The organism is Nostoc sp. KVJ20, from assembly GCF_001712795.1.
In the GTDB taxonomy this organism is placed as follows: Bacteria; Cyanobacteriota; Cyanobacteriia; order Cyanobacteriales; family Nostocaceae; genus Nostoc.
Genome location: NZ_KV757605.1, coordinates 122986 through 143811, shown reverse-complemented (window position 1 = coordinate 143811; position 20826 = coordinate 122986). Strand labels below are relative to the sequence as shown.

Sequence of the window (20826 nt, the reverse complement as noted above, 5' to 3'; positions counted from 1 at the left end):
GCCCCTTGCAGATTGGCTTTGTTGAGGTCTGCCCCTTGCAGATTGGCTTTGTAGAGGATTGCCCCCCTGATATCGACATTATTTAAATCCAAGCTCTGATTTTCTAGTTCATTTTCAGACTTGCGCCGTCCAATTACGGTAAGGGCTGCTTGAATATCTGTCTCAAGTTTTAGTTTTTCCTCTATCTCCTTTGGTTTTTGATAATTCCAAGTATTGACTATTATTAATGAATGTCTATATCCTGTATTTTTCTCGGAAAAATCTTTCAAAGGTGCATTCTCTCGCACAAAAGCTGTAAGGACTTCCATAATTGTCCAGTGGTCTTTTGGGGAATCCTTGGCGATTCGTTCTAGAGTATAAATCGCCCCCAATCGCGTTTCAATCTTTTCATTCCCAAGCTGTTCAACCGCTTTCGCAAAGCGTTCTGTAATTTGCTTGTCTTGTGCTGCTTCTGCATTCTTTAAAGCAGCTTCAGCAGTTTTATTTGCAGCCTCGGCGCTCTTATTTGCAGCTTCAGCACTTTTATCCAAAGCTTCCGCACGTTTAGCTGCATAGAACGCATTGATGAATACAGCAATTCCAACAAAAATTGTTCCAGTAGTTGTTAAAGCTTTAATTCCATAATCTAACCTTTGCTCTATTGATAAACCTTCAACATTCACAAAGGCTAAAAAAACAATAAATAAGCAAACAATAAATATAAATGGTAGAACTATTAACCAATTTCTCAGAGGGTCTGTGTTTTTATCAGACATATAGCAATCCTAAACGATTTATTTTTTTAACGAACCGCATTCGCGTAGCGTCTCGCAGAGAAGGACGCAAAGAGCGCGAAGGGAAGAGAATTGTAAAGGGTTTTTGCCTCAGTCTCGTGAATTTTTGATTTTGATTGCAGTTGTGAATTCTATAGTGTGTAGACATTGTTCAAGATGCTAAAACTTCACTGAGGATAACAATAGATAAACCAGGAACATTACGAAAGCATATAAGAGGTTGTTTGAAAAGTATTTCTCTATAACTTTAGGCACTTTTGATCCCCCCTAACCCCCCTTAAAAAAGGGGGAACCGGAGTCAAAGTCCCCCTTTTTAAGGGGAGCCAGTGCGGTCTTGGGGGTTTCCCCCATGAGCAACTGGCGTGGATTTAGGGGGATCTAAAACTTTTGATACCGACAAGAGAACTTTTCAAACAACCTCTAAATAGAGCCACTTTTTGGAAGTATTAGCTGTCCCATGATAAGCGTTCTTCTTGTAGTTGTCTGTCTATATCCTCAGCAGTTCGAGAAGGGTGTCTCCTACGGCTTTCTTCTATAATGTCGAGTACAGAACGATGTTTTGGTTCAGCTTTTTCTGGTAAAATCACAAATACATCAACGCTATCGCCTATTTCAGCTTCTAGAATTTCAATTTCTATTTTGTTTCCTGGTAAAACTTTGGTTGTGATACGTAAAGCTGATTGCATGGTTTTTCCCTGAACATTTATTAATACTGTAGGCAAGATTGTTTTCTTCTATATTCTCCTACAAGCTGTAGAAGGCGGCAGTACTGTTATTTATTTCTTGTTTGTCGCTAAATGAATAAATAAAGTTAAAATTATAAACAAATTTCTCGGTGTGTCTGTCTTGTTATCAGACATAAATTATGTTTCTTCCTCATCTCCCAAATATTTACGGAGACTTTTGGTAAAAACTATAGCACTAAGTGAAACTGGTAGAATGCGCCCAAATAACGAATGATGCTGTGATAACTTAACCAGACTGCCGCCAATGTGTCGGTGCTTCGATATAATCAGGTAAACGAGTAGTGCGATCGCCAAGTGCCTTTCTAATCTGCTGCAACTCTAAGTTTTTAGCCCCTGTCAAAATTGTCCCTTCCAGTTTGACATCACTGAGGTTAGCTTCTGAAAAGTTAGCTCCCATCAAGTTAGCTTGAGTCAAGTTAGCTTGATAAAAGGTTGCCCTATATAAGTTTGCTCCGATGAGGTTTGCTTGATGTAGGTCAGCTTCCGTTAAGCTTGCTTCTGAGAGGTTGGCAAAATAAACTTCTGTTTGGTGGAGTTTGGCTGCATTCAAGTTAGCCCCTGAAAGGTTGGCTCCATTCAAGTTAGCCCCTGAAAGGTTGGCTCCAATTAAACCCGTCATTTGCAGGTTGGCTTTCCCCAATTTTGCTCCTTGCAAATTAGCTAGAAACAGCTTTGCTCCAGAGAGATTAGCGACTTTTAAGGTTGCTTGTTGCAAGTTAGCTTTATAAAGGTTTGCTCCCTGTAAATTTGCTGCACGCAGACTTGCTCCAGAGAGATTAGCTGAACGCAGGTTTGCTCCAGAGAGGTTGGTACGATTGAGGTTAGCCCAACAAAGGTTGGCTCCACATAAGCTAGATTTTAGTAATTTGGTTTCATAGAGAATAGACCTAATGAGTTTAGCGCCACTCAGGTCAGATCCGCTCAAGTCAGCCCCACGGAGGTCAGCACCACTCAAGTCAGCCCCACGGAGGTCAGCTTGTTGCAGGTTAGCTTTTAGCAGGTCTGCTAGTCTAATATCGGTGCTACGTAAATCAAGTTTCTGATCTTTTGGGTCTTCGAGTAAATTACGCCTGCCGATAACAGTCAGGGCTGCTTGAATATCGGTGCGGATTTTTGGCAATTCTTCATGGAGATTTTGCTCTAACGGCTGTGTCGGACGCGACCCGCCTCTACGCCGACTTGAGTACACTGCCCCTTGATATTCCGGTTTTTGTTGCTCCCCTTTTAGGTGCTTGATAGGTGCATTTTCTCGCACAAAGGCAGTGAGGATTTCCATGATTGTCCAGTGTTCTTTGGGAAAATCCTGAGCAACTCTTTCTAGTGCATAAATTGCGCCTGTCCGGGTTTCGACCTTTTCATGACCAAGCTGCGAAATTGCCCCCATAAAGCGTTCTGCAATCAATCTATCTTGATTGATTTTTGCATTTTGAATGCCAATGTCCAGGTTTTTCTCAGCTGCGATCGCATTTTTCTGCATCGCTTGGGCACGCCTTGCTGCATAATAAGTATTAAACATTGCTGCCGATGCGAGAAAAACTATTGCAGTAGTTGTTAATGCTTGGTTTCTATACTGAATTTTTTCCTGGATTGACAATTCTTTAATACTTGACAATACGAAGAAAATTACAGTCAATGAGAAGCCAAATATAACTGTTATAGTTATTAACCAATTCAACAGAGCATCTGTCTTTTTAGAAGACATGGTAAAGATTTTCCTTACAACCTAGAATTATTACTTAGATGTTGCGGAAAAATAGTATAGCATTTAGCAGAAAATTATAATAGGTGTCAAGATACTCATTGAACTAAGGAATAATATCGAATATACTTCTATATTACGGCAGAAACAAACCACCCATTCCAAATTAATGAAACGCTTGCAGTACAAGAATTATGAATTACGTTGTACATAGGAAATGGGGAGTAGGGAGTAGGAAATAGGGAAAATTAATCAAGCGGGCATGATATTAGTATTTTACTGAGAGAATTGGGTTTCTCTGAGGTTTGCCCCATCGAGTATGGCATCATTGAGAATTGCCCCATGCAACCTAGCTAGATATAAACTTGCACAATGCAGGTTAGCTCCAGAAAGGTTAGCTCTTTTTAGATTGGCTACACTGAGGATTGCTCCTTCTAAATTGGCTAGATATAAGTTAGCTCCTTCTAGGTTAGCGGCACTAAGTATTGCTCCCGCTAGATTAGCTTTGATAAGATTGGCATCAGCAAGATTAGCTTGATATAGATTTGTTTGTTCTAGATTCGCCCCATTTAAATTTGCTCCTCTCATATCCGTGAAGCTCAAATCAAGTTGCTCATTTTCTGGGTCTTTATTTGCATCTCTTCTGGCGATAACAGTCAGGGCTGCTTGAATATCTACACGAACTTTTGTTGACAGATTGCTTGTTACTTCCCTTTGGGGCATATAAGGAGCATTCTTGCGTACAAAAGTAGTAAGAATATCGATGATTATCCAGTGGTACTGTGGATGATTATGGGCAATATACTCTAAATCGTTAATTATAGCTAGGCTGGTTTCTATTTTGCTATTTCCTAGCTGTTCACTTGCTATTCTTAAGCGTTGTTTTGGTGACTTAAGCTGAGTTTTTTTGACTTGCTCCTGGAGAGCAGGTATCCACAAGAATATTTTTGATAGCTGGATGTTATTTTTTGATGAAATATTTTTCATGGCATGACAAGTATTAATAATTACTGAAAAAATCTTCAAGTGGTTACAGTATTTTTGTAAGAATTCAGAATTCAGAATAGTTAAAAAAATAGGAGAAAATTTGATACATAAATGTACTAATCATGCTGCACTCCTTTTAAATTCTGACTCCTGTTAGCGATAGCGGGGCGTTTAGCCCATTCTGAGTGCTGAATTCTTACGTATTTTTAACAATTTATTTGCCCATACTATTGTTTCATTCATGGTCAATATTTGAATATGATAATGCAACGAGCCAAATTGAGTAGTCTGGAATGAGTGGTGAGTCTAAATCATCAACTCATTGATTTTGACTCGTGAATTCTTCTTCAATTTATTCATAATGATTGATGAACTAAATCTGAGTATCGAAATGCAGCAAAAAATACAGCCAATGGTTAAAGACCTGGTGTTAATTGGTGGGGGTCATAGCCATGCTATTGTCATGAAAATGTTTGGAATGAAACCGTTACCCGGAGTACGCTTAACGTTAATTACCGCAACATCAGAGACAGCCTATTCTGGAATGTTACCAGGACACATTGCCGGATTTTACACCCACGGCGAATGCCATATTGATTTGCGACCCCTAGCGAACTTTGCTCAGGCACAGTTGTATATTGACACGGTAGTTGCCCTAGACTTGGAAAACAACAAAGTTCTTTGTGCGAACGGACTTGCGGTAGATTTTGATGTGCTGTCTGTTGATATTGGCAGCACTCCGGCCACAATATCTGTATCAGGTGCAGCAGAATATGCGATCGCAGCTAAACCAGTATCGCAGCTATTAGAGCATTGGTATGAACTGATTGCAGCTGTAGGTAAAAATCCTCAAGAACCAATTAGCATTGCGCTCGTTGGTGGAGGCGCTGGCGGTGTAGAATTAGCGCTAGCGATGCGATCGCACTTACATCAGATTTTGGATAAAGCTCAACAACCAATTGAAAACCTGAAAGTTCATTTATTTCAGCGTGGACAAGAACTGATGCCCAATTACCATCAATCAGTACGCCATCAACTTCAGCAAATTTTAACTGAACGGGGTATTGAGCTACATCTTGGGGAAACTGTGTGTAAAATTGCACCCATAACTCATAGGGAAACTAAAGAAGTATTTGAAATTAAATGTGAATCTGGCTTAAAAGTAGAATTTAATAAAATTTTTTGGGTAACACAAGCCTCAGCACCCGAATGGTTAAAAACCGCTGGACTAGGAACTGATGAGCAAGGTTTTATCCTGGTAGAAGACACATTACAATCTCAAACGCACCCGCAGGTATTTGCATCTGGTGATATTGCCACAATGGTAAATCATCCGCGTCCAAAAGCTGGGGTATTTGCTGTTAGGCAAGGTAAGCCTTTGTTTGAGAATTTGCAGCGAATTTTATTAGGTAAGTCGCTTAAACCTTATAGACCACAAAAAGAATATTTGAGTTTAATAGGTACTGGAGACGAACGAGCGATATCTGCGATGGGCAACACCTACGCAACCAGAGGTATTATCACTCTACCACCCCACAAATTATTATGGTGTTACAAAGATTGGATTGACCGCCGTTTTATGGAACGCTTTCGCTTTGAATAATATTATGTATGGATAATTTAGTTGCGATTCCCACAGTCATTGCACCCCATCCCTTAATCCCTCGGTGTACATTTATCGAACAGAATTCATTCTGAATTCTGGCTCCTGACTCCTGAATTCTGTTCGATAAACTAAGTAAAAATAAAATGTATGTATAAAAAAATTCTAATGAATGTAAAAAAGTATAACAGATGCATCCGATAATATAAATTTTGAACTTACACTGACTTTGGCGGTATCATAATATGCATAATAAATATGCAAATAAATGTAAATTTATTTACAGTAAATAAGAGATTTCCGTTGACCATTAGTCGAGGTACAACGGCACAAACAACTAATGTATGGGTGAGAATCTCATCGGATGGGATCGAAGGCTGGGGGGAAGCATCACCATTTGGTGTAGGTAATCATCGGCAATCAACTGATGCAATCAAAGAGGTGCTACAGCAAGTTGTGCCACTTTTACAAGCATTCAGCCCCTTACAGCGGCAGCAAATTGAACAAGTTTTAACACAAAACCAGGTTCCTTCTGCTGCAAGAGCTGCCTTGGATATGGCAATGCACGACTGGTTGGGTAAGCGTGTAGGATTACCTTTGTGGCAAATTTGGGGACTCGATCGCAATCAAATAGTCCCTACTTCTGTCACAATTGGGATTAATTCGCCTGAAGGTGCGATCGCAAGAGCGCGAGACTGGCTAAAATTTACCGATGTCCGTCTTTTCAAGGTGAAGCTAGGTAGTCCAGATGGGATAGATGCAGATAAAAAAATGCTATTGGCGGTGCGAGAAGAAGCGCCTGAAATAGAATTATTTGTTGATGCCAACGGGGGTTGGAGTTTAGAAGATGCGATCGCAATGTGCAACTGGTTGGCAGATTTAGGTATAAAGTATGTAGAACAGCCATTGCCACGGGGACAGGAACCAAGTTTAGCAAAACTCAAAGAACATTCTCCCCTCCCCATATTTGTCGATGAAAGTTGTTTCACCAGCGCTGATATTCCCGATTTGGCAAATTACGTAGATGGTATTAATATCAAACTGATGAAATCAGGGGGACTAACAGAGGCAATGCGAATGGTACATACAGCACGAGCATATCGGTTGCAAGTAATGTTCGGTTGCTATTCTGACAGTTCACTAGCTAATACAGCAGCATTACAGCTAGCGCCACTAGCTGATTATTTAGATTTAGACAGTCACCTGAATTTAATTGATGACCCTTTTACGGGTGCATTGCTAAAAGAAGGAAGAGTTTTGCCAAACGATTTACCAGGTTTGGGAGTGCAACACAGTGCGTCTACCACTTAATCAACGAGTAGCTATTTTACTTCATGAGGGAACTGTTGGGACTCACGGCAAAACAGGGCTAGCGATTTTACGTTACAGTGAATCCCCAATCGTAGCCGTAATTGATCGCGAGTGTGCTGGCAAATCCCTACCAGAATTAACAGGCATCAAGCGTGATGTACCGATTGTGGCATCGGTAGCCGCAGCCCTTGAGTATAAACCAGAAGTCTTGGTAATTGGCATTGCCCCAGGAGGTGGTGCTGTACCAGATGATTATTGGCTGGAAATTAAAGACGCTTTAGAAGCGGGAATGTCGCTGGTGAATGGTTTACATACACCAATGGCAAGTATCCCAGAATTAAATGCACTGCTCAAACCAGGGCAACTAATTTGGGATGTCCGAAAAGAGCCATCTAATATCAGTGTTGCGAGTGGAATGGCACGCACTCTCCCTTGTCGGCGGGTGTTGACAGTGGGAACCGATATGGCCATTGGTAAAATGTCAACTAGCTTGGAGTTACATTGGGCATCAAAACTGCGGGGCTGGCGTTCTAAATTCCTCGCCACAGGGCAAACTGGGGTGATGTTAGAAGGAGACGGCGTAGCTTTAGATGCCGTGCGCGTAGATTTTGCCGCCGGTGCTGTGGAACAGATAGTTATGCGCTATGGCAAAAACTACGACATTTTGCACATTGAAGGACAAGGTTCACTGTTGCATCCTGGTTCAACGGCAACCCTACCCCTGATTCGTGGTTCTCAACCAACCCAACTGGTGTTAGGACATCGCGCGGGACAAGTTCATGTACGTAATCATCCCCATGTCATAATTCCACCCTTACCAGAGGTGATTCGGCTTTATGAAACTGTTGCTAGTGCCGGTGGTGCTTTTGGAAGTGTTCCTGTAGTCGGTATAGCTTTGAACACAGCCCATTTAGATGAGTCTGCGGCACATGATGCGATCGCTCAAACAATAGCAGAAACGGGGCTACCTTGCACCGATGTAGTCCGCTTTGATGCCAATATTCTTTTGGATGCGGTGATGAAGAATTAAGTTCTCTAGAATGCTTCAACCACTCCTGAAGGAGAAGTGGCACAACAGAAGAAGGGAGATTGCGATCGCTTGGCGGCAAAACTGCGAGAATAAAAGATAGATCCTGTATCCAGATACTATTTAACTTCTACGCTGTCTTGCTTGTGCCTGTTGCCCGGAATATTATGGATCTTCAGGAAAAACCCATTTTGGCGGTTCCGTCATTTTTTGTCGCAGACGTTCTTGTGCTAACTCCAGCATTTTCTCTAAGGGAGTTTCTTCAATAAATTTTGCGGCTGCTTCTCTAAACTCGATATTGGGACATTTATCCCCTAAAACACACCCGTTAACACAGGCTTGGGCGCAGTCAATCTTTTGCTCCACAGTAAATTCCTCTCTCTAAAAGTTATGAGGTATGAGTTGTGAGTTATGATTTTCACCCCTAACTCTTCACTCTTAACTCTTTACTATCAGGCATAACCCTCCAGATAAATTTTACCTTGCCAGTTGCCATCTCATTAGTCCAAATACTTACCATTTAGAAAGTTATGAGTTGGGAGTTATGAGTTATGATTTTTACTCCTAACTCCTAACTCCTCACTCTTATAAAGGGCGCTCATGTCGGAAATCTTTGCTACTACTGGAACTATAGCCGCGATCGCTACTGCTGTTGTCCCCCAACAGGGTAGTGTTGGGATTGTGCGGGTGTCCGGTTCTCAAGCAATGGCAATTGCCCAAAGTCTCTTTCATGCACCAGGGCGACAAGTTTGGGAAAGTCATCGGATTCTCTACGGTTACATTCGCCATCCCCAGACGCAACAATTGGTGGATGAAGCCTTGTTGCTGATTATGAAAGCACCCCGTTCTTACACCCGTGAAGATGTAGTAGAATTCCATTGCCACGGGGGAATTATGGCAGTGCAGCAGGTATTACAACTGTGTTTGGAAAACGGCGCTAGACTAGCGCAACCGGGAGAATTTACTCTCCGCGCCTTTTTGAATGGACGATTGGATTTAACTCAAGCTGAGGGGATTGCCGATTTAGTGGGAGCTAAATCGCCCCAAGCGGCTCAAAGTGCCTTAGCTGGTTTGCAAGGAAAATTAGCTCATCCGATTCGGCAGTTACGCGCTAACTGTTTGGATATTTTGGCAGAAATTGAAGCTCGGATTGATTTTGAGGAAGACCTTCCTCCGCTGGATGATAAAGCAATAATATCAGAAATCGATAAAATTGCCGCAGAAATAACTAGGTTATTGGCAACCAAAGATCAAGGGGAATTGCTACGCACTGGTTTAAAAGTGGCAATTGTTGGGCGTCCGAATGTGGGTAAGTCGAGTTTATTGAACGCTTGGAGCCGGAGCGATCGCGCCATTGTGACTGATTTACCTGGTACAACCCGCGATGTAGTGGAATCTCAGTTAGTTGTCGGGGGAATTCCCGTACAAGTGCTAGATACAGCAGGGATTCGGGAAACAACAGACCAAGTGGAAAAAATTGGTGTTGAGCGATCGCATCTTGCCGCCAATGCAGCTGATTTAGTCTTGCTTACCATTGATGCTTCAGCCAGTTGGACAGAAGGCGATCAAGAAATTTATGAAAAGGTACAACACCGTCCGTTGATTATAGTGATTAACAAAATCGATTTAGTCGAAGAAAGTGAGAGAACAACTCTTCAATCTAAAATTCCAGTTGCGCTGAAAGCGCATCAAGGTAGCGACTCAAAATCTAAAATTTTCACAGCCGCCGCCCAAAATCAAGGTATTGACGCTTTAGAAACAGCAATTTTAGAAATAGTTCAAACAGGAAAAGTGCAAGCTGCTGATATGGATTTAGCCATTAACCAAAGACAGGCGGCAGCCTTAACTCAAGCTAAAATGTCTTTGGAACAAGTACAAGCAACAATTGCCCAGCAGTTCCCTCTAGATTTTTGGACAATTGACTTACGGGGTGCAATTCAAGCTTTAGGAGAAATTACTGGAGAAGAAGTCACTGAATCAGTTTTAGAGAGAATTTTCAGCAGGTTTTGTATTGGAAAATAAAACAGGAGTCAGAATACAGAATTCAGAATTCAGAAGACTCTACCCATAAAGGGATAGAGTTTTAAGGTGAAAACATTTTATTTTTTTAGGACTTACGCACTGTAAAACTTAATCATGGTATGCATATATGAAAATGGGTCGTTTCAGCCTTTTATTAATCGTTCTTCGATGGTCATTGTAGGGGTTTAGCAATGCTAAACCCCTACGACAGACGTGCTTTTTCAAAGAATTCATATTTGGTATTTTCTGTCAATGCGTAAGTCCTATTTTTTTCGCTTGACTTCGGGCGTTAGCGTCTAGTAGAGAAGTACAGTTTTAACCAATATTCGTCACCCACTCGTACAGAACTCATACTGAATTCTGACTCCTGAGTTCTGAATTCTTCTTATAAAAAAAATATTGAATTTTACTGTCGTTACAATCAAATGATGATTGCTAAAATCAAAGTAAACAAGAATGTCTAATTGGTAGAAAAAAGGCTAAATAAGGATTATGACCGTAACTACCTATAAATGGACAATTCAACGTTATCACCAAGCAATAGAGGCAGGCATCTTTGACGACCAGCCCATTGAACTATTACGCGGCGATCTCATTGTTATGCCCCCAGAACGAGAACCTCACGCCTACTACAACACAGAAGCAGCTGATTATCTTCGCACACTGCTTGGTGAACGGGTAAAAATCCGCGATGCCAAACCCGTTACCTTGCCCAACGATTCAGAACCTGCTCCCGATGTTGCGATTGTCAAACCTTTAGGTGAGGTCTACCTAGAACACCATCCTTACCCAGAAGATATCTTCTGGGTTATTGAATTCTCCAATGCTACTCTGAGCAAAGATTTAGGTGACAAAAAAGACATCTACGCTGAGGCTGGTATTGTTGAATACTGGGTTGTCAACCTGAAGACTCCGCAGTTAAAAGTATTTCGTGACCTAAAAAATGGGGAATACAAAACTGAACTGACACTAACTACAGGTACTATTTCACCCCTAGCCTTTCCTGATGTATCCGTCCGAGTTGATCGCCTTATAAGTAAAACATAATACAGTGTATTGTGAAAAGCACGAAAGTACCAAATACCTATTAGAAGTGGGGGACTATGGCTCCCAACTTCTAACTGATAACTGTATAAATAGGAGTTATAAGTTATGAATTAAAAATTCATAACTCATCACTTATAACTCATAATTTATAACTCATTTTCTGTAATCGTTTTTGGAATATTGCCAACAGTTGCCAGTTGCACTGTAAAAGTAGAACCTTCATATAATTTACTTTTTACAGAAATAGATCCACCACAACGCAGTAGCAATTGCTGTACGATTGTTAACCCCAATCCAGCACCACCATAATCTTCTGTTGCTGCTGTACGCACACGATAAAAACGGTCAAAGATTTTGGGAATTTCGTTTTCGGCAATACCGATACCTGTGTCGCGGAATTCTAATTGGACATGATCACCTTGAAGACGGGCACGCACCCATACTTCACCCCCATTAGAGGTAAACTTAATGCTGTTATGCAGCAGATTTATCACAATTTGCCTCAGACCACCACTCACGCACCAAACAGATGGCAGTTCAGTCGGTATAGTGTAGGCTAGCATAATCCCTTTTTCTTGAGCTACAGGTTGGTAGGTACTGACTACTCCAGGCACAATCTCTGAGAGCCGCACTGACTCCAAAGCCATCCCTTCCCAATTACGTTCCAGTTGCACCAGTTCCAATAAACCAGTAATCAGAGAATTTTGCTGATCGCACTGGGTATTTAACATCTGTAAATAACGTTGTCGCTGGGGGGGTTTAAGATTAGGGGAGTTTAATAATGAAAGTGCTGTCTTCATGTGCGTTAGGGGTATACGCAATTCCTGACATACATTTTTTAGATATTCATCTTTGAGTTGCTCTTTGTTGTGCAGTTCTTGATTTTGCTGCTGAAACTTGGTGGTGCGTACTGTGATTATTTGACGATTAATTTCATCTTGTCGTAGTAGTTGTTTTGCCAACAGTTGATTCATCAATGCGGCTTGAGGTACGCTTGGACAAATAAAATCAGCAGGTAAAATTGGGGATGATTCTGGCACAATCGCTTGTTTGATACCATCTAATACTTGCTGAATTACTCTCCCTTCAACAGTAGTTATAATCAGCAACGGCTGGTTTTTATTAGTATTTACCTTCCCCGATGTCTGAGTTTTGCGTTTTTTAAGTGGTCGATGAGCCAAAATTAAACTGCAAAACTGGGGCGATAACACCATCAAAAAGTTTTCCCGTCGCAGTTGGCTATCTGGTGGTAGGTGAACGAGGACATAATTGGAAGATGTGGGGGATGAGGGGGATGAGGAGGTATTTAATTTTCCTTCTCCCTTATCTCCTTCTGTTCCCCCTGCTTCCTCATCTTCCCCTTTTCCACTTTCGTCAATCTGGCAAGTATAAATGAGACTAGACGCACCTACCGAGGATTGATAACGCGCTAATTCTGATTGCCAAATTTTTTCTGGTGGTAGCTTCACCCATAAAGTGGCTGCAATTTGCTGCTCAATTAGTAAGTCAATTTGCGCTCTCACCAGTGATAGCAGAGTAGCAGGACTGAGGGACAATGGTTTAGGAGGCACTTGCACTCCCATAACCAGTTGATAAACAGACAGATCCTTAGCCAGAGAAACATTCATGAGTCAAGCACAAAAAGGATGAAGCAAGAAATAAGTCTGTCTTCGATTTTCACCTTTATGTGTGCATTTTTTACAAAATCCCCACGGAAAGAAATATTAACTATGAAAAACTCCAACTAGAAGGGAGTGGGGAATGGGGACTGGGGACTGGGGAATGGGGAATGGGGAATGGGGAATGGGGAATGGGGAAGAGTTTTCTCTTCTGCCTTTTTTCAATGCCCAATTCCCAATGCCCAATGCCCAATGCCCAAATTAATGTTGCGTCTTCAGTCTTTCGTGTAAGGCGTCGCGTGCGTGTTCTCGGTCGTCAAAATGGATTTTTTCGGTGCCGAGAATTTGGTAGTCTTCGTGGCCTTTACCAGCAAGTAACACTCCATCACCGGGTTCTGCTTGTAAAATAGCGGTACGAATTGCGATCGCACGATCGCAAATTACAGTCGGCTGCACTGTGTCAGCGATTCCCGTCAAAATATCTTGCAAAATCCTTTCTGGGTCTTCAGTCCGGGGATTATCTGATGTCACTACTGCCACATCAGCTAATTCAGCAGCGATTTTACCCATTTTTGGGCGCTTAGTGCGATCGCGATCGCCTCCACAACCAAATACACAAATCACTTTTCCCGGTATAAATGGACGTGCAGCTTTCAGTAAATTTTCTAAGCTATCGGGTGTGTGGGCATAATCCACAATCACGCTAATATCTTGTTCAGGATTAATCTGTACCCGCTCCATCCGTCCGGGAACTCCTGGGAAATCAGGTATCACAGATGCCACTAACTGCAAATCTATACCTAAGTGTAAAACTGCTCCTACGGCTGCAAGAAGATTTTCTAAATTATATTGTCCGACTAGGGGCGATCGAAAAGCTACATCACCTTTTGGTGTATGCAATGTGCCGCTGACACCATTCGGCTGGTAATTTAAATCACTCATCCATAAATCAGCGCTGTTGTCGTTGACGCTGTAACTCCAAACGCGCTCAGAATCTAAGGAGGCAATTAACCGCTTCCCGTAGGAATCATCAGCATTAATTATTGCCCGTCCCTTGAGATAATCGGGGCTAAATAACAACGCTTTGGCAGCAAAGTAATCTTCCATGTCGCTGTGATAGTCGAGATGGTCTTGGGTAAGATTACTGAATACTGCCACATCAAATTCACAACCCAATACTCTACCTTGGGCTAAAGCGTGAGAACTTACTTCCATCACCCCGAACTCACTCCCAGCATTTACCGCTTCAGCTAGCTGCTGTTGCAGTTCTACAGCAAAGGGGGTAGTGTGGGCAGCAGTTTGCTCAAAACCTGCCCAACGAGTGTAGAGAGTTCCCATCAAAGCTGTAGCTAGATTAGCTTTGTTGAGGAGAAATTCAATTAGATGAGTAGTTGTAGTTTTGCCATTTGTACCAGTCACACCCACCAGCTTGAGTTTTTTCCCCGGATAACCGTAAAAAGCACTGGCTATTTGGGCACAAGCTTGAGTTATGTTGCTTGCACTGATGACCACAGCCTGATTTGTGGGAGGATTTTTTTGTGCAGCTTCGGGAGAAACGATCGCAGCTACAGCCCCGGATGCGATCGCACTTTGCCAAAATTCCCCACCATCAACCCGCGTTCCTGGCATCCCAATAAACAAATCTCCCACACGACAAGCATGGGAATTTGTCTTCAAACCCTTAACTTCCACATCCTCTAAAGTCGGATGGCTAGGTAATTGTTCAACACTGTCTACCGCTGTTAGTAATTCCCGCAATTTCATTTTGTGAACCTCGTCACATTCTTAATCTTGCGCTTATTCTGCATTATTTTTTTCTAATTGGCTAAATACTTTCGCAACATTTGCTCCAACTGCTGCACACTAGCACGAGGAGAAGGACGCGGCAATGGTTTCTCACTCGCCTCTTTTTCCTCCTCGCCTCTGTGGTTTGATAAAAAAAGTACCGGCACTTCATACTCATACGCAGCAAACCAATCTTCACGAGTCGTAATATCCCTAATTTCCAACTCGAAACTGAGATTTTGGATTTGTTCTAGCTTTTCTTGCAAGCCTTCACATAAATGACAGCCGGGTTTACTGTATAAAATTAATCGCATTTGATCTGTGGTGAGAGGTTATAAGTTTAAGATAACGAACCGCAAAGGCGCGAAGGAAGAGAGATGAGAAGAGAAGAGTTTGATGTGGGTGAGTATGTTGATCAAATGGCGTTGTTGTTAGATTTAGAGATCAGAGATGAGTATCGTGATGGTGTGGTGGCAAATTTTGAGAGAATTAGTGCGATCGCTAGTCTTGTAAATTCTTTCCCTTTACCAGAGGAAATTGAAGTTGCACCAGTGTTTGAACCATAATGACTTCAACAATAGCTATGTTGATGTTTTAGTAAAATTACTGAGCTTGCAGTATAACTAACGATACTAAGATATTAGCCGACTATATCTTGGAAAATCAGATGAATAATTTCAATGCTTCTAGTTCATTGAAATCTGCGGGTGTCGGTAGATTGTTGGTGCGGTTGCTTTGGATGCTGTTAGGATTTGGTATTGCTTCTACGCTATTATCTTTGTTGGAAGTCATAGCAAAGCCACTTTACCAGCTACTTGCTTCTCTTGATGCACTTGTATCAATCATTTCGTTATTTATCAGCTTAATTTCAATCATTGTTTTTTTGGTTTGGCTATATCGTCTCCATGCCGATTTAAAGAATCTATTTAAGGAATATCCGATTACGCCAGGAGGTGCGATCGCGCGATTTCTAATTCCCATATATAGCATTTGGGGAATAGCTAACACGTTGTCCACTTTTGCCGATCGATTTAAAGGGGAAGGTGATGATTTAACACGTTTAAGTGAACAAGTGCGATTGTTAATAGGGCCGCTATATGGTTTTATGATCGGGTCAAACCTTGTGACTCGTATGGCTCTTACAGAAAGTTTTAAAAATCCTGAAAACCAATTTTTGCCCTTTTGGTTTTTATTATCTTGTATTCTAGATTTAGGTTTTAGTGCTACTTTACTACAACTAACAAAAACTATGCGAACTGCTATTACTCAAAAAGCTAAACGCTCTATCTCTTAATATTTCAGCATGAATTTTAATTCAGCCGATGCCATCACAATAGCTGCTGCTGTGCGTGAAGGCAAAGTTAGCGCGGTGGATGTCACCAAAGCTGCATTAGCACGAATCGCTGCGCGAGATCATCAACTCAACTGTTTTACGGCTATCACTGCTGAAACAGCTTTAACGGATGCAGCCCGCATTGACAGGGAAATTGCCCAAGGTAATCATCCGGGAGTGCTGGCTGGTGTGCCTTTTGCGGTGAAAAATCTCTTCGATATCGCTGGTTTAACGACTCTGGCGGGATCGAAAATCAATGCAGAAAATCCAGCAGCCAGCCTTGATGCAACCGCAGTAGCGAAGCTGAAACAAGCGGGTGCGGTGCTGGTTGGCGCTTTGAATATGGATGAGTACGCTTATGGCTTCGTAACGGAAAATTCTCATTACGGCGCTACTCATAACCCCCATGATTTACGGCGAGTTGCTGGTGGTTCATCAGGTGGTTCAGCGGCGGCTGTGGCTGCTGGATTAGTACCGTTGACGTTGGGTTCTGATACTAATGGTTCAATTCGCGTTCCGGCGGCGTTGTGCGGCGTTTTTGGTTTCAAGCCGACTTACGGGAGGTTATCTCGTGCTGGGGTAGCTTTATTTTCTAGCAGTTTTGACCACATTGGCCCTTTTGCGCGATCGGTGCAGGATATCGCGACAGTGTTTGATGTGCTTCAGGGAGAAGATGATCGCGATCCAATTTGTACAAAACGTCCGCCTGAATTGGTTTTACCACAACTTAAACAGGATATTTCTGATATCAGAATTGCGATCGCTGGTGATTATTTCACCAAAGGCGCAGAATCGGAAGCTTTAGCAGCAGTACGAAAGGTAGCTGATACAATAGAAGTCACTGAATACGTAATCATACCAGAAGCACACCGCGCCCGTGCAGCAGCCTTTGTGATTACAGCTAGCGAGGGCGCAAATCTGCATTTGGAAAAATTGCGATGTCGTCCTCAAGATTTTGATGCGGCTACACGCGATCGCTTTTTGGCTGGGGCGTTAATTCCTAGTAGCTGGTATCTGCAAGCACAACGGTTTAGAAAATGGTATTGCGATCGCGTGCGGGAAGTTTTTCAAAATGTTGATGTAATCCTTGCCCCAACTACACCAATTTCCGCACCGTTAATTGGTCAACAAACGATGATTTTGGATGGCGAAGAAATTCTTGTCCGTCCTCATTTAGGGTTATTTACTCAACCATTATCTTTCATTGGTTTACCAGTTTTATCAATGCCAATTCAGCGTCAGAATGCATTACCTTTAGGTGTGCAATTAATAGCAGCACCATATAATGAAGCATTGATTTTACGGGTTGCGGCTACGTTAGAGGCAAAAGGTATAGTTTCAGCACCAGTAATTTTAAATAACAACTAATTGATGAATTATTGTCATCCTCACCGCCGTGAACTCAGGGTGATTCTGGAGTCAGGAGTAATGAGTCAGGAGTAATGAGTAATAAGTAATAAGTAATGAGTAAATACCCGTTTTTCATCCACTATGAAACTCATTACTCCTTACTCATTACTTTAAAGCCGTGCTGGAAGCACGGGGTTTTAAACCCATTTTTCGGATAATATCAATTTGAAAAAAGAATGCGACAAATAAACCATTTGTAGAGACGCGATTCATCGCGTCTTTACCCAAGGATGTGTTGCAATAATTAATTAAATTGGTATAATCTTGGTGCTATTGCACAATAAAAGTCAATTTGATTTAAGTAATACCAATTTAATGTGAAGTTGCACATATCTCGATCCCCCTAAATCCCCCTTAAAAAGGGGGACTTTGATAGATGTTTTTCCAGTTCCCCCCTTTTTAAGGGGGCTAGGGAGGATCTAATTCTATGCAGCTTTATACAAAATTGGTATAAGTCAGTGAAAAAAAATTCAATAATATAATATTAGTTAGGCTAACGCACCTGATATTGTTGACTGTGCGTTGCGCTCTGCGACAAAACATCCTACATTAAAATTCCTTAACATAACTGGAAATATTAGCGAGATGATAACATTAGTTTAGTAATGTCAGTATTCCAGCATGATCGAGAAAATTATGATAACTGCTGACACAACTTCTCAAATTTTGGCAATTCCGCCTTTAGAAAATGGCGACAAGCTCACCCGTCATGAATTTGAGCGACGCTACCATGCCATGCCTAATCTGAAGAAAGCAGAATTGATTGAAGGAGTTGTTTACGTGGCATCCCCATTGAGAATCAAAAGTCATGGAGAACCCCACGCTTACATTATGGCTTGGCTGGGAGTATATAAAGCAGCTACATCGGGTGTAGGTTTAGCAGACAATACCACAGTTTTAATAGATGCTGATAACGAACCCCAACCAGATGCCTTATTAAGAATAGAACAAGGTGGACAGTCGCACATTAATCAGGATGATTATGTGGAAGGTGCGCCAGAATTAATTGTAGAAATTGCCGCTTCTAGTGCTTCCTATGATTTGCATAAAAAGCTAAAAGTGTATCGTCGGAATCAAGTACAAGAATATTTAGTCTGGCGAGTTTATGACCGTCAATTTGATTGGTTTAGGTTACAAGAAGGCGAGTATATTCAACTTGAACCGAATACAGATGATATAGTTTGCTCTCAAGTTTTTCCAGGGTTATGGTTAGCAAAATCAGCATTATTATCAGGAGACTTAGCTAAAGTTTTAGCCATTTTGCAGCAAGGGTTATCTACACCAGAACATCAAAATTTTGTTGATAAAATATCTATTTAGAGAGAAATATTCCAGGTCTAATCTCAGCGTCAGGAATTGTTAATGAAAAATTAGCGATCGCTCAAAACTTCAGCTTGCCAGCTTCTTCAATAAATCTGTTAATGAAATTACAATTAACCACTTTTCAAATAACCTATCATCTTTGAACCTGTGCGCGACTTATACTCCATCAAAAGTAGATGGATAAACCACTTTTCCTTTGTAACTTTCCTGATAATTTTGCAGTGCTTTAACCATTAAAAATTGCTCTGGTATTGGAAAGGGAGACTCAATTCCATAAACAACAGAAGTTTTGAAGCCAAAACGAGTATAAAATTGGGGATGACCTAGTACAATTACTACGGCTTCTTTCTTTGCCTCTGCTATCTCTAACCCGGCTTTGATTAATGCACTACCAATTCCTTGTCTTTGAAACTGTGGATGAATTGCCAAAGGTGCTAAACCAAGTACCTGCAATGTTTCTTTACTTACCAGGTCAATATAGCTAAATAAAATATGACCGACTACAACATTTTCAAATTCTGCAACTAACGAAAGTTCTGGAATATAGCGGTCAGAACGGCGAATTTTCTCTACAAGTTTAGCCTCGTTTTCTTGTCCAAATGCTAATGTATTCACCTCAGCTATTGCTGGGTAGTCTGTCAAAGTTTCACAACGAATATTCATGATTTTAAAATCAATTCCATAAAAATCCAGTTTGCACGATGTTCTAAAGGAATTTCTGTTTTTTCCAAATATGGTTTGATATCCTGAAAGCCAAATGCACGATAAAGTGCCTGTGCTTCCTTTGCAAAAGGGGCGCTGTCTAAACGTATCCTTGAGTAACCAATGCAGACAGCTTCATTGATGATATCTTGTAACAATGCCCGACCGATTCCTTTTCGGCGAAATTCTGATCTTACATACATCCTTTTAATTTCGCCAACATCTTCACCAATCTTTCGCAAGCAAACACAGCCGACTATTTTTGCCTCGGATTGTCCCAGAAGAAAGCGTCCTGAAGGGTGTAGAAATTCGTGAAGTTGAGTCATATATTGCTCAAAGAATGTATTAACATCTAAATTAATGCCGAATTGATCGCTGAATATTAACTTAGTCTCGTTAAAATATTCCCAAAATATTTCCTGTATATAAGATTTGTGTTCGTCAGTCTCTATCTGAATAATTTTAAGCAAAGTTTATCCTTCCGCTAAATCATTAAACAAAATCAAAAATTTAGAAATATCAATGGTCATCATTCCAGTAATTGATTTAACTGCCTTCAGCAGTAGCAACGCAGCAACTCGGCAAGCTGTTGTGAAACAAATTTATCAAGCTTGTCATGAAATTGGTTTCATGTACTTGCAAAATTCGGGAATATCAAAAAAACTAATAAATCAAGTATTCACTCACAGCAAATCTTTCTTCAATCTACCTTTAGAAGTCAAGCAAAAGCAAGCTTGGAGTGATGAATTTAGTAACACGGGTTACGTTGGGATTGAGAGAGAACGTCTTAACCCCAATAATCCAGGCGACTTAAAAGAGGCGTTGAATGTCAACAAACAAGTGGCTGTAGGGATAGATGCTTCAATTGTCATCTTTTATGATGGTTGTACAGAACTTGCCAACACGATATTACAAGCTTATGCATTGGCGTTGGAATTGCCAGAAGATTTTTTTACAACAAGACATAATCAACAAAATCATACCTTGCGATTATTACACTATCCCCCATTGCAGACACCAGTTAAACCCGGACAAGTTCGTGCTGGTGAACATTCCGATTATGGCAGTATTACCTTACTTTTCCAAGATGACATTGGCGGGTTGGAAGTACAAACAACATCTGGAGATTGGATTGCCGCACCTGCAATTCCTGATACTGTAATAGTCAATACTGGTGATTTAATGCAACGCTGGACAAATCATGTATTTTGCTCAACTAAGCATCGAGTGATGATTCCTAGTGATGATAGGGTGAAGCAGTCCCGGTATTCTATCGCTTTTTTCTGTCATCCTAATGATGATACCGAAATTACTTGTTTGGAAAGTTGCCAGAAAGAACAATCGCCTATTTATCCCCCTATCCTTGCGGGAGAATATCTTTTAAGTCGTTTACAAGCAAGTTATGGTAATTCGTAATTCGTAGTTAAGAAAGATATTTA

20 protein-coding genes are annotated in these 20826 nt (G+C 41.3%); 10 read left to right on the top strand and 10 right to left on the bottom strand.

The window, feature by feature from the left end; genetic code table 11:
• The 4 genes from A4S05_RS13200 to A4S05_RS13185 all read right to left on the bottom strand — a co-directional run.
• On the bottom strand, positions 1 to 755 hold a 755-nt coding region (locus tag A4S05_RS13200), incomplete at its 3' end, for a pentapeptide repeat-containing protein (RefSeq protein WP_176726996.1).
• 464 nt (positions 756 to 1219) lie between these two features.
• A complete protein-coding gene (locus A4S05_RS13195) occupies positions 1220 to 1459 on the bottom strand; it encodes a hypothetical protein (protein WP_069070280.1) in 240 nt (79 codons plus the stop codon).
• Positions 1460 to 1745: 286 nt separating this feature from the next.
• Positions 1746 to 3221 (bottom strand): pentapeptide repeat-containing protein, encoded by a 1476-nt coding sequence (locus A4S05_RS13190; protein ID WP_069070279.1) that lies wholly within the window; start codon positions 3219 to 3221, stop codon positions 1746 to 1748.
• Positions 3222 to 3494: 273 nt separating this feature from the next.
• Positions 3495 to 4205, bottom strand: coding sequence for a pentapeptide repeat-containing protein (locus tag A4S05_RS13185; RefSeq protein WP_084227097.1), 711 nt, complete (start codon positions 4203 to 4205; stop codon positions 3495 to 3497).
• A 391-nt stretch (positions 4206 to 4596) separates the two neighbouring features.
• On the opposite strand from A4S05_RS13185, the gene A4S05_RS13180 reads away from it, so the two are divergent.
• The 3 genes from A4S05_RS13180 to A4S05_RS13170 all read left to right on the top strand — a co-directional run bounded on the left by A4S05_RS13180 (position 4597) and on the right by A4S05_RS13170 (position 8149).
• A complete protein-coding gene (locus tag A4S05_RS13180; protein ID WP_069070289.1) occupies positions 4597 to 5808 on the top strand; it encodes an FAD-dependent oxidoreductase in 1212 nt (403 codons plus the stop codon).
• Positions 5809 to 6066: 258 nt separating this feature from the next.
• Positions 6067 to 7119 carry a dipeptide epimerase gene (locus A4S05_RS13175; RefSeq protein ID WP_069070278.1) on the top strand — a complete coding sequence of 351 codons (1053 nt, stop codon included), beginning with the start codon at positions 6067 to 6069 and terminating at the stop codon, positions 7117 to 7119.
• Entirely contained in the window at positions 7103 to 8149 is a 1047-nt protein-coding gene (locus A4S05_RS13170; RefSeq protein ID WP_069070277.1) for an N-acetyltransferase DgcN family protein, read from the top strand. Before A4S05_RS13175 ends, A4S05_RS13170 begins: the two co-directional genes overlap by 17 nt.
• A gap of 162 nt (positions 8150 to 8311) precedes the next feature.
• Here A4S05_RS13170 and A4S05_RS13165 read toward each other — a convergent pair whose 3' ends face one another.
• Entirely contained in the window at positions 8312 to 8512 is a 201-nt protein-coding gene (locus tag A4S05_RS13165) for a hypothetical protein (protein WP_069070276.1), read from the bottom strand.
• Between the two features lie 234 nt (positions 8513 to 8746).
• Here A4S05_RS13165 and mnmE point away from each other — a divergent pair, with 234 nt between their 5' ends.
• Both mnmE and A4S05_RS13155 read left to right on the top strand, forming a co-directional pair.
• Positions 8747 to 10168 carry a tRNA uridine-5-carboxymethylaminomethyl(34) synthesis GTPase MnmE gene (mnmE, locus tag A4S05_RS13160; protein ID WP_069070275.1) on the top strand — a complete coding sequence of 474 codons (1422 nt, stop codon included), beginning with the start codon at positions 8747 to 8749 and terminating at the stop codon, positions 10166 to 10168.
• Positions 10169 to 10660: 492 nt separating this feature from the next.
• Complete coding sequence (locus A4S05_RS13155) at positions 10661 to 11215, top strand: Uma2 family endonuclease (RefSeq protein WP_069070274.1); 555 nt, start codon at positions 10661 to 10663, stop codon at positions 11213 to 11215.
• Between the two features lie 146 nt (positions 11216 to 11361).
• Here the strand turns inward: A4S05_RS13155 and A4S05_RS13150 are convergent, their stop codons facing one another.
• The 3 genes from A4S05_RS13150 to A4S05_RS13140 all read right to left on the bottom strand — a co-directional run bounded on the left by A4S05_RS13150 (position 11362) and on the right by A4S05_RS13140 (position 14933).
• Positions 11362 to 12843 (bottom strand): DICT sensory domain-containing protein, encoded by a 1482-nt coding sequence (locus A4S05_RS13150; protein ID WP_069070273.1) that lies wholly within the window; start codon positions 12841 to 12843, stop codon positions 11362 to 11364.
• A gap of 252 nt (positions 12844 to 13095) precedes the next feature.
• Positions 13096 to 14598 carry a UDP-N-acetylmuramoyl-L-alanyl-D-glutamate--2,6-diaminopimelate ligase gene (locus A4S05_RS13145; protein ID WP_069070272.1) on the bottom strand — a complete coding sequence of 501 codons (1503 nt, stop codon included), beginning with the start codon at positions 14596 to 14598 and terminating at the stop codon, positions 13096 to 13098.
• A 53-nt stretch (positions 14599 to 14651) separates the two neighbouring features.
• The gene (locus tag A4S05_RS13140; protein WP_069070271.1) at positions 14652 to 14933 is read right to left on the bottom strand and encodes a glutaredoxin family protein; all 282 of its coding nucleotides are present in this window, start codon (positions 14931 to 14933) and stop codon (positions 14652 to 14654) included.
• Between the two features lie 63 nt (positions 14934 to 14996).
• Between A4S05_RS13140 and A4S05_RS13135 the strand changes: the two genes are divergently transcribed.
• The 4 genes from A4S05_RS13135 to A4S05_RS13120 all read left to right on the top strand — a co-directional run bounded on the left by A4S05_RS13135 (position 14997) and on the right by A4S05_RS13120 (position 18682).
• A complete protein-coding gene (locus tag A4S05_RS13135; protein WP_069070270.1) occupies positions 14997 to 15185 on the top strand; it encodes a DUF4089 domain-containing protein in 189 nt (62 codons plus the stop codon).
• A 101-nt stretch (positions 15186 to 15286) separates the two neighbouring features.
• Positions 15287 to 15913, top strand: coding sequence for a DUF4328 domain-containing protein (locus A4S05_RS13130; protein WP_069070269.1), 627 nt, complete (start codon positions 15287 to 15289; stop codon positions 15911 to 15913).
• A 9-nt stretch (positions 15914 to 15922) separates the two neighbouring features.
• Positions 15923 to 17320 carry an AtzE family amidohydrolase gene (locus A4S05_RS13125; RefSeq protein ID WP_069070268.1) on the top strand — a complete coding sequence of 466 codons (1398 nt, stop codon included), beginning with the start codon at positions 15923 to 15925 and terminating at the stop codon, positions 17318 to 17320.
• A 678-nt stretch (positions 17321 to 17998) separates the two neighbouring features.
• The gene (locus A4S05_RS13120; RefSeq protein WP_069070288.1) at positions 17999 to 18682 is read left to right on the top strand and encodes a Uma2 family endonuclease; all 684 of its coding nucleotides are present in this window, start codon (positions 17999 to 18001) and stop codon (positions 18680 to 18682) included.
• A 159-nt stretch (positions 18683 to 18841) separates the two neighbouring features.
• Here A4S05_RS13120 and A4S05_RS13115 read toward each other — a convergent pair whose 3' ends face one another.
• Positions 18842 to 19348: a GNAT family N-acetyltransferase gene (locus tag A4S05_RS13115; RefSeq protein ID WP_069070267.1), complete on the bottom strand. Its 507-nt coding sequence runs from the start codon at positions 19346 to 19348 to the stop codon at positions 18842 to 18844.
• A complete protein-coding gene (locus A4S05_RS13110) occupies positions 19345 to 19857 on the bottom strand; it encodes a GNAT family N-acetyltransferase (protein WP_069070266.1) in 513 nt (170 codons plus the stop codon). The genes A4S05_RS13115 and A4S05_RS13110 overlap by 4 nt, the downstream gene beginning before the upstream one ends.
• A gap of 52 nt (positions 19858 to 19909) precedes the next feature.
• Here A4S05_RS13110 and A4S05_RS13105 point away from each other — a divergent pair, with 52 nt between their 5' ends.
• A complete protein-coding gene (locus tag A4S05_RS13105; protein ID WP_069070265.1) occupies positions 19910 to 20803 on the top strand; it encodes an isopenicillin N synthase family dioxygenase in 894 nt (297 codons plus the stop codon).
• Positions 20804 to 20826: the final 23 nt, after the last annotated feature.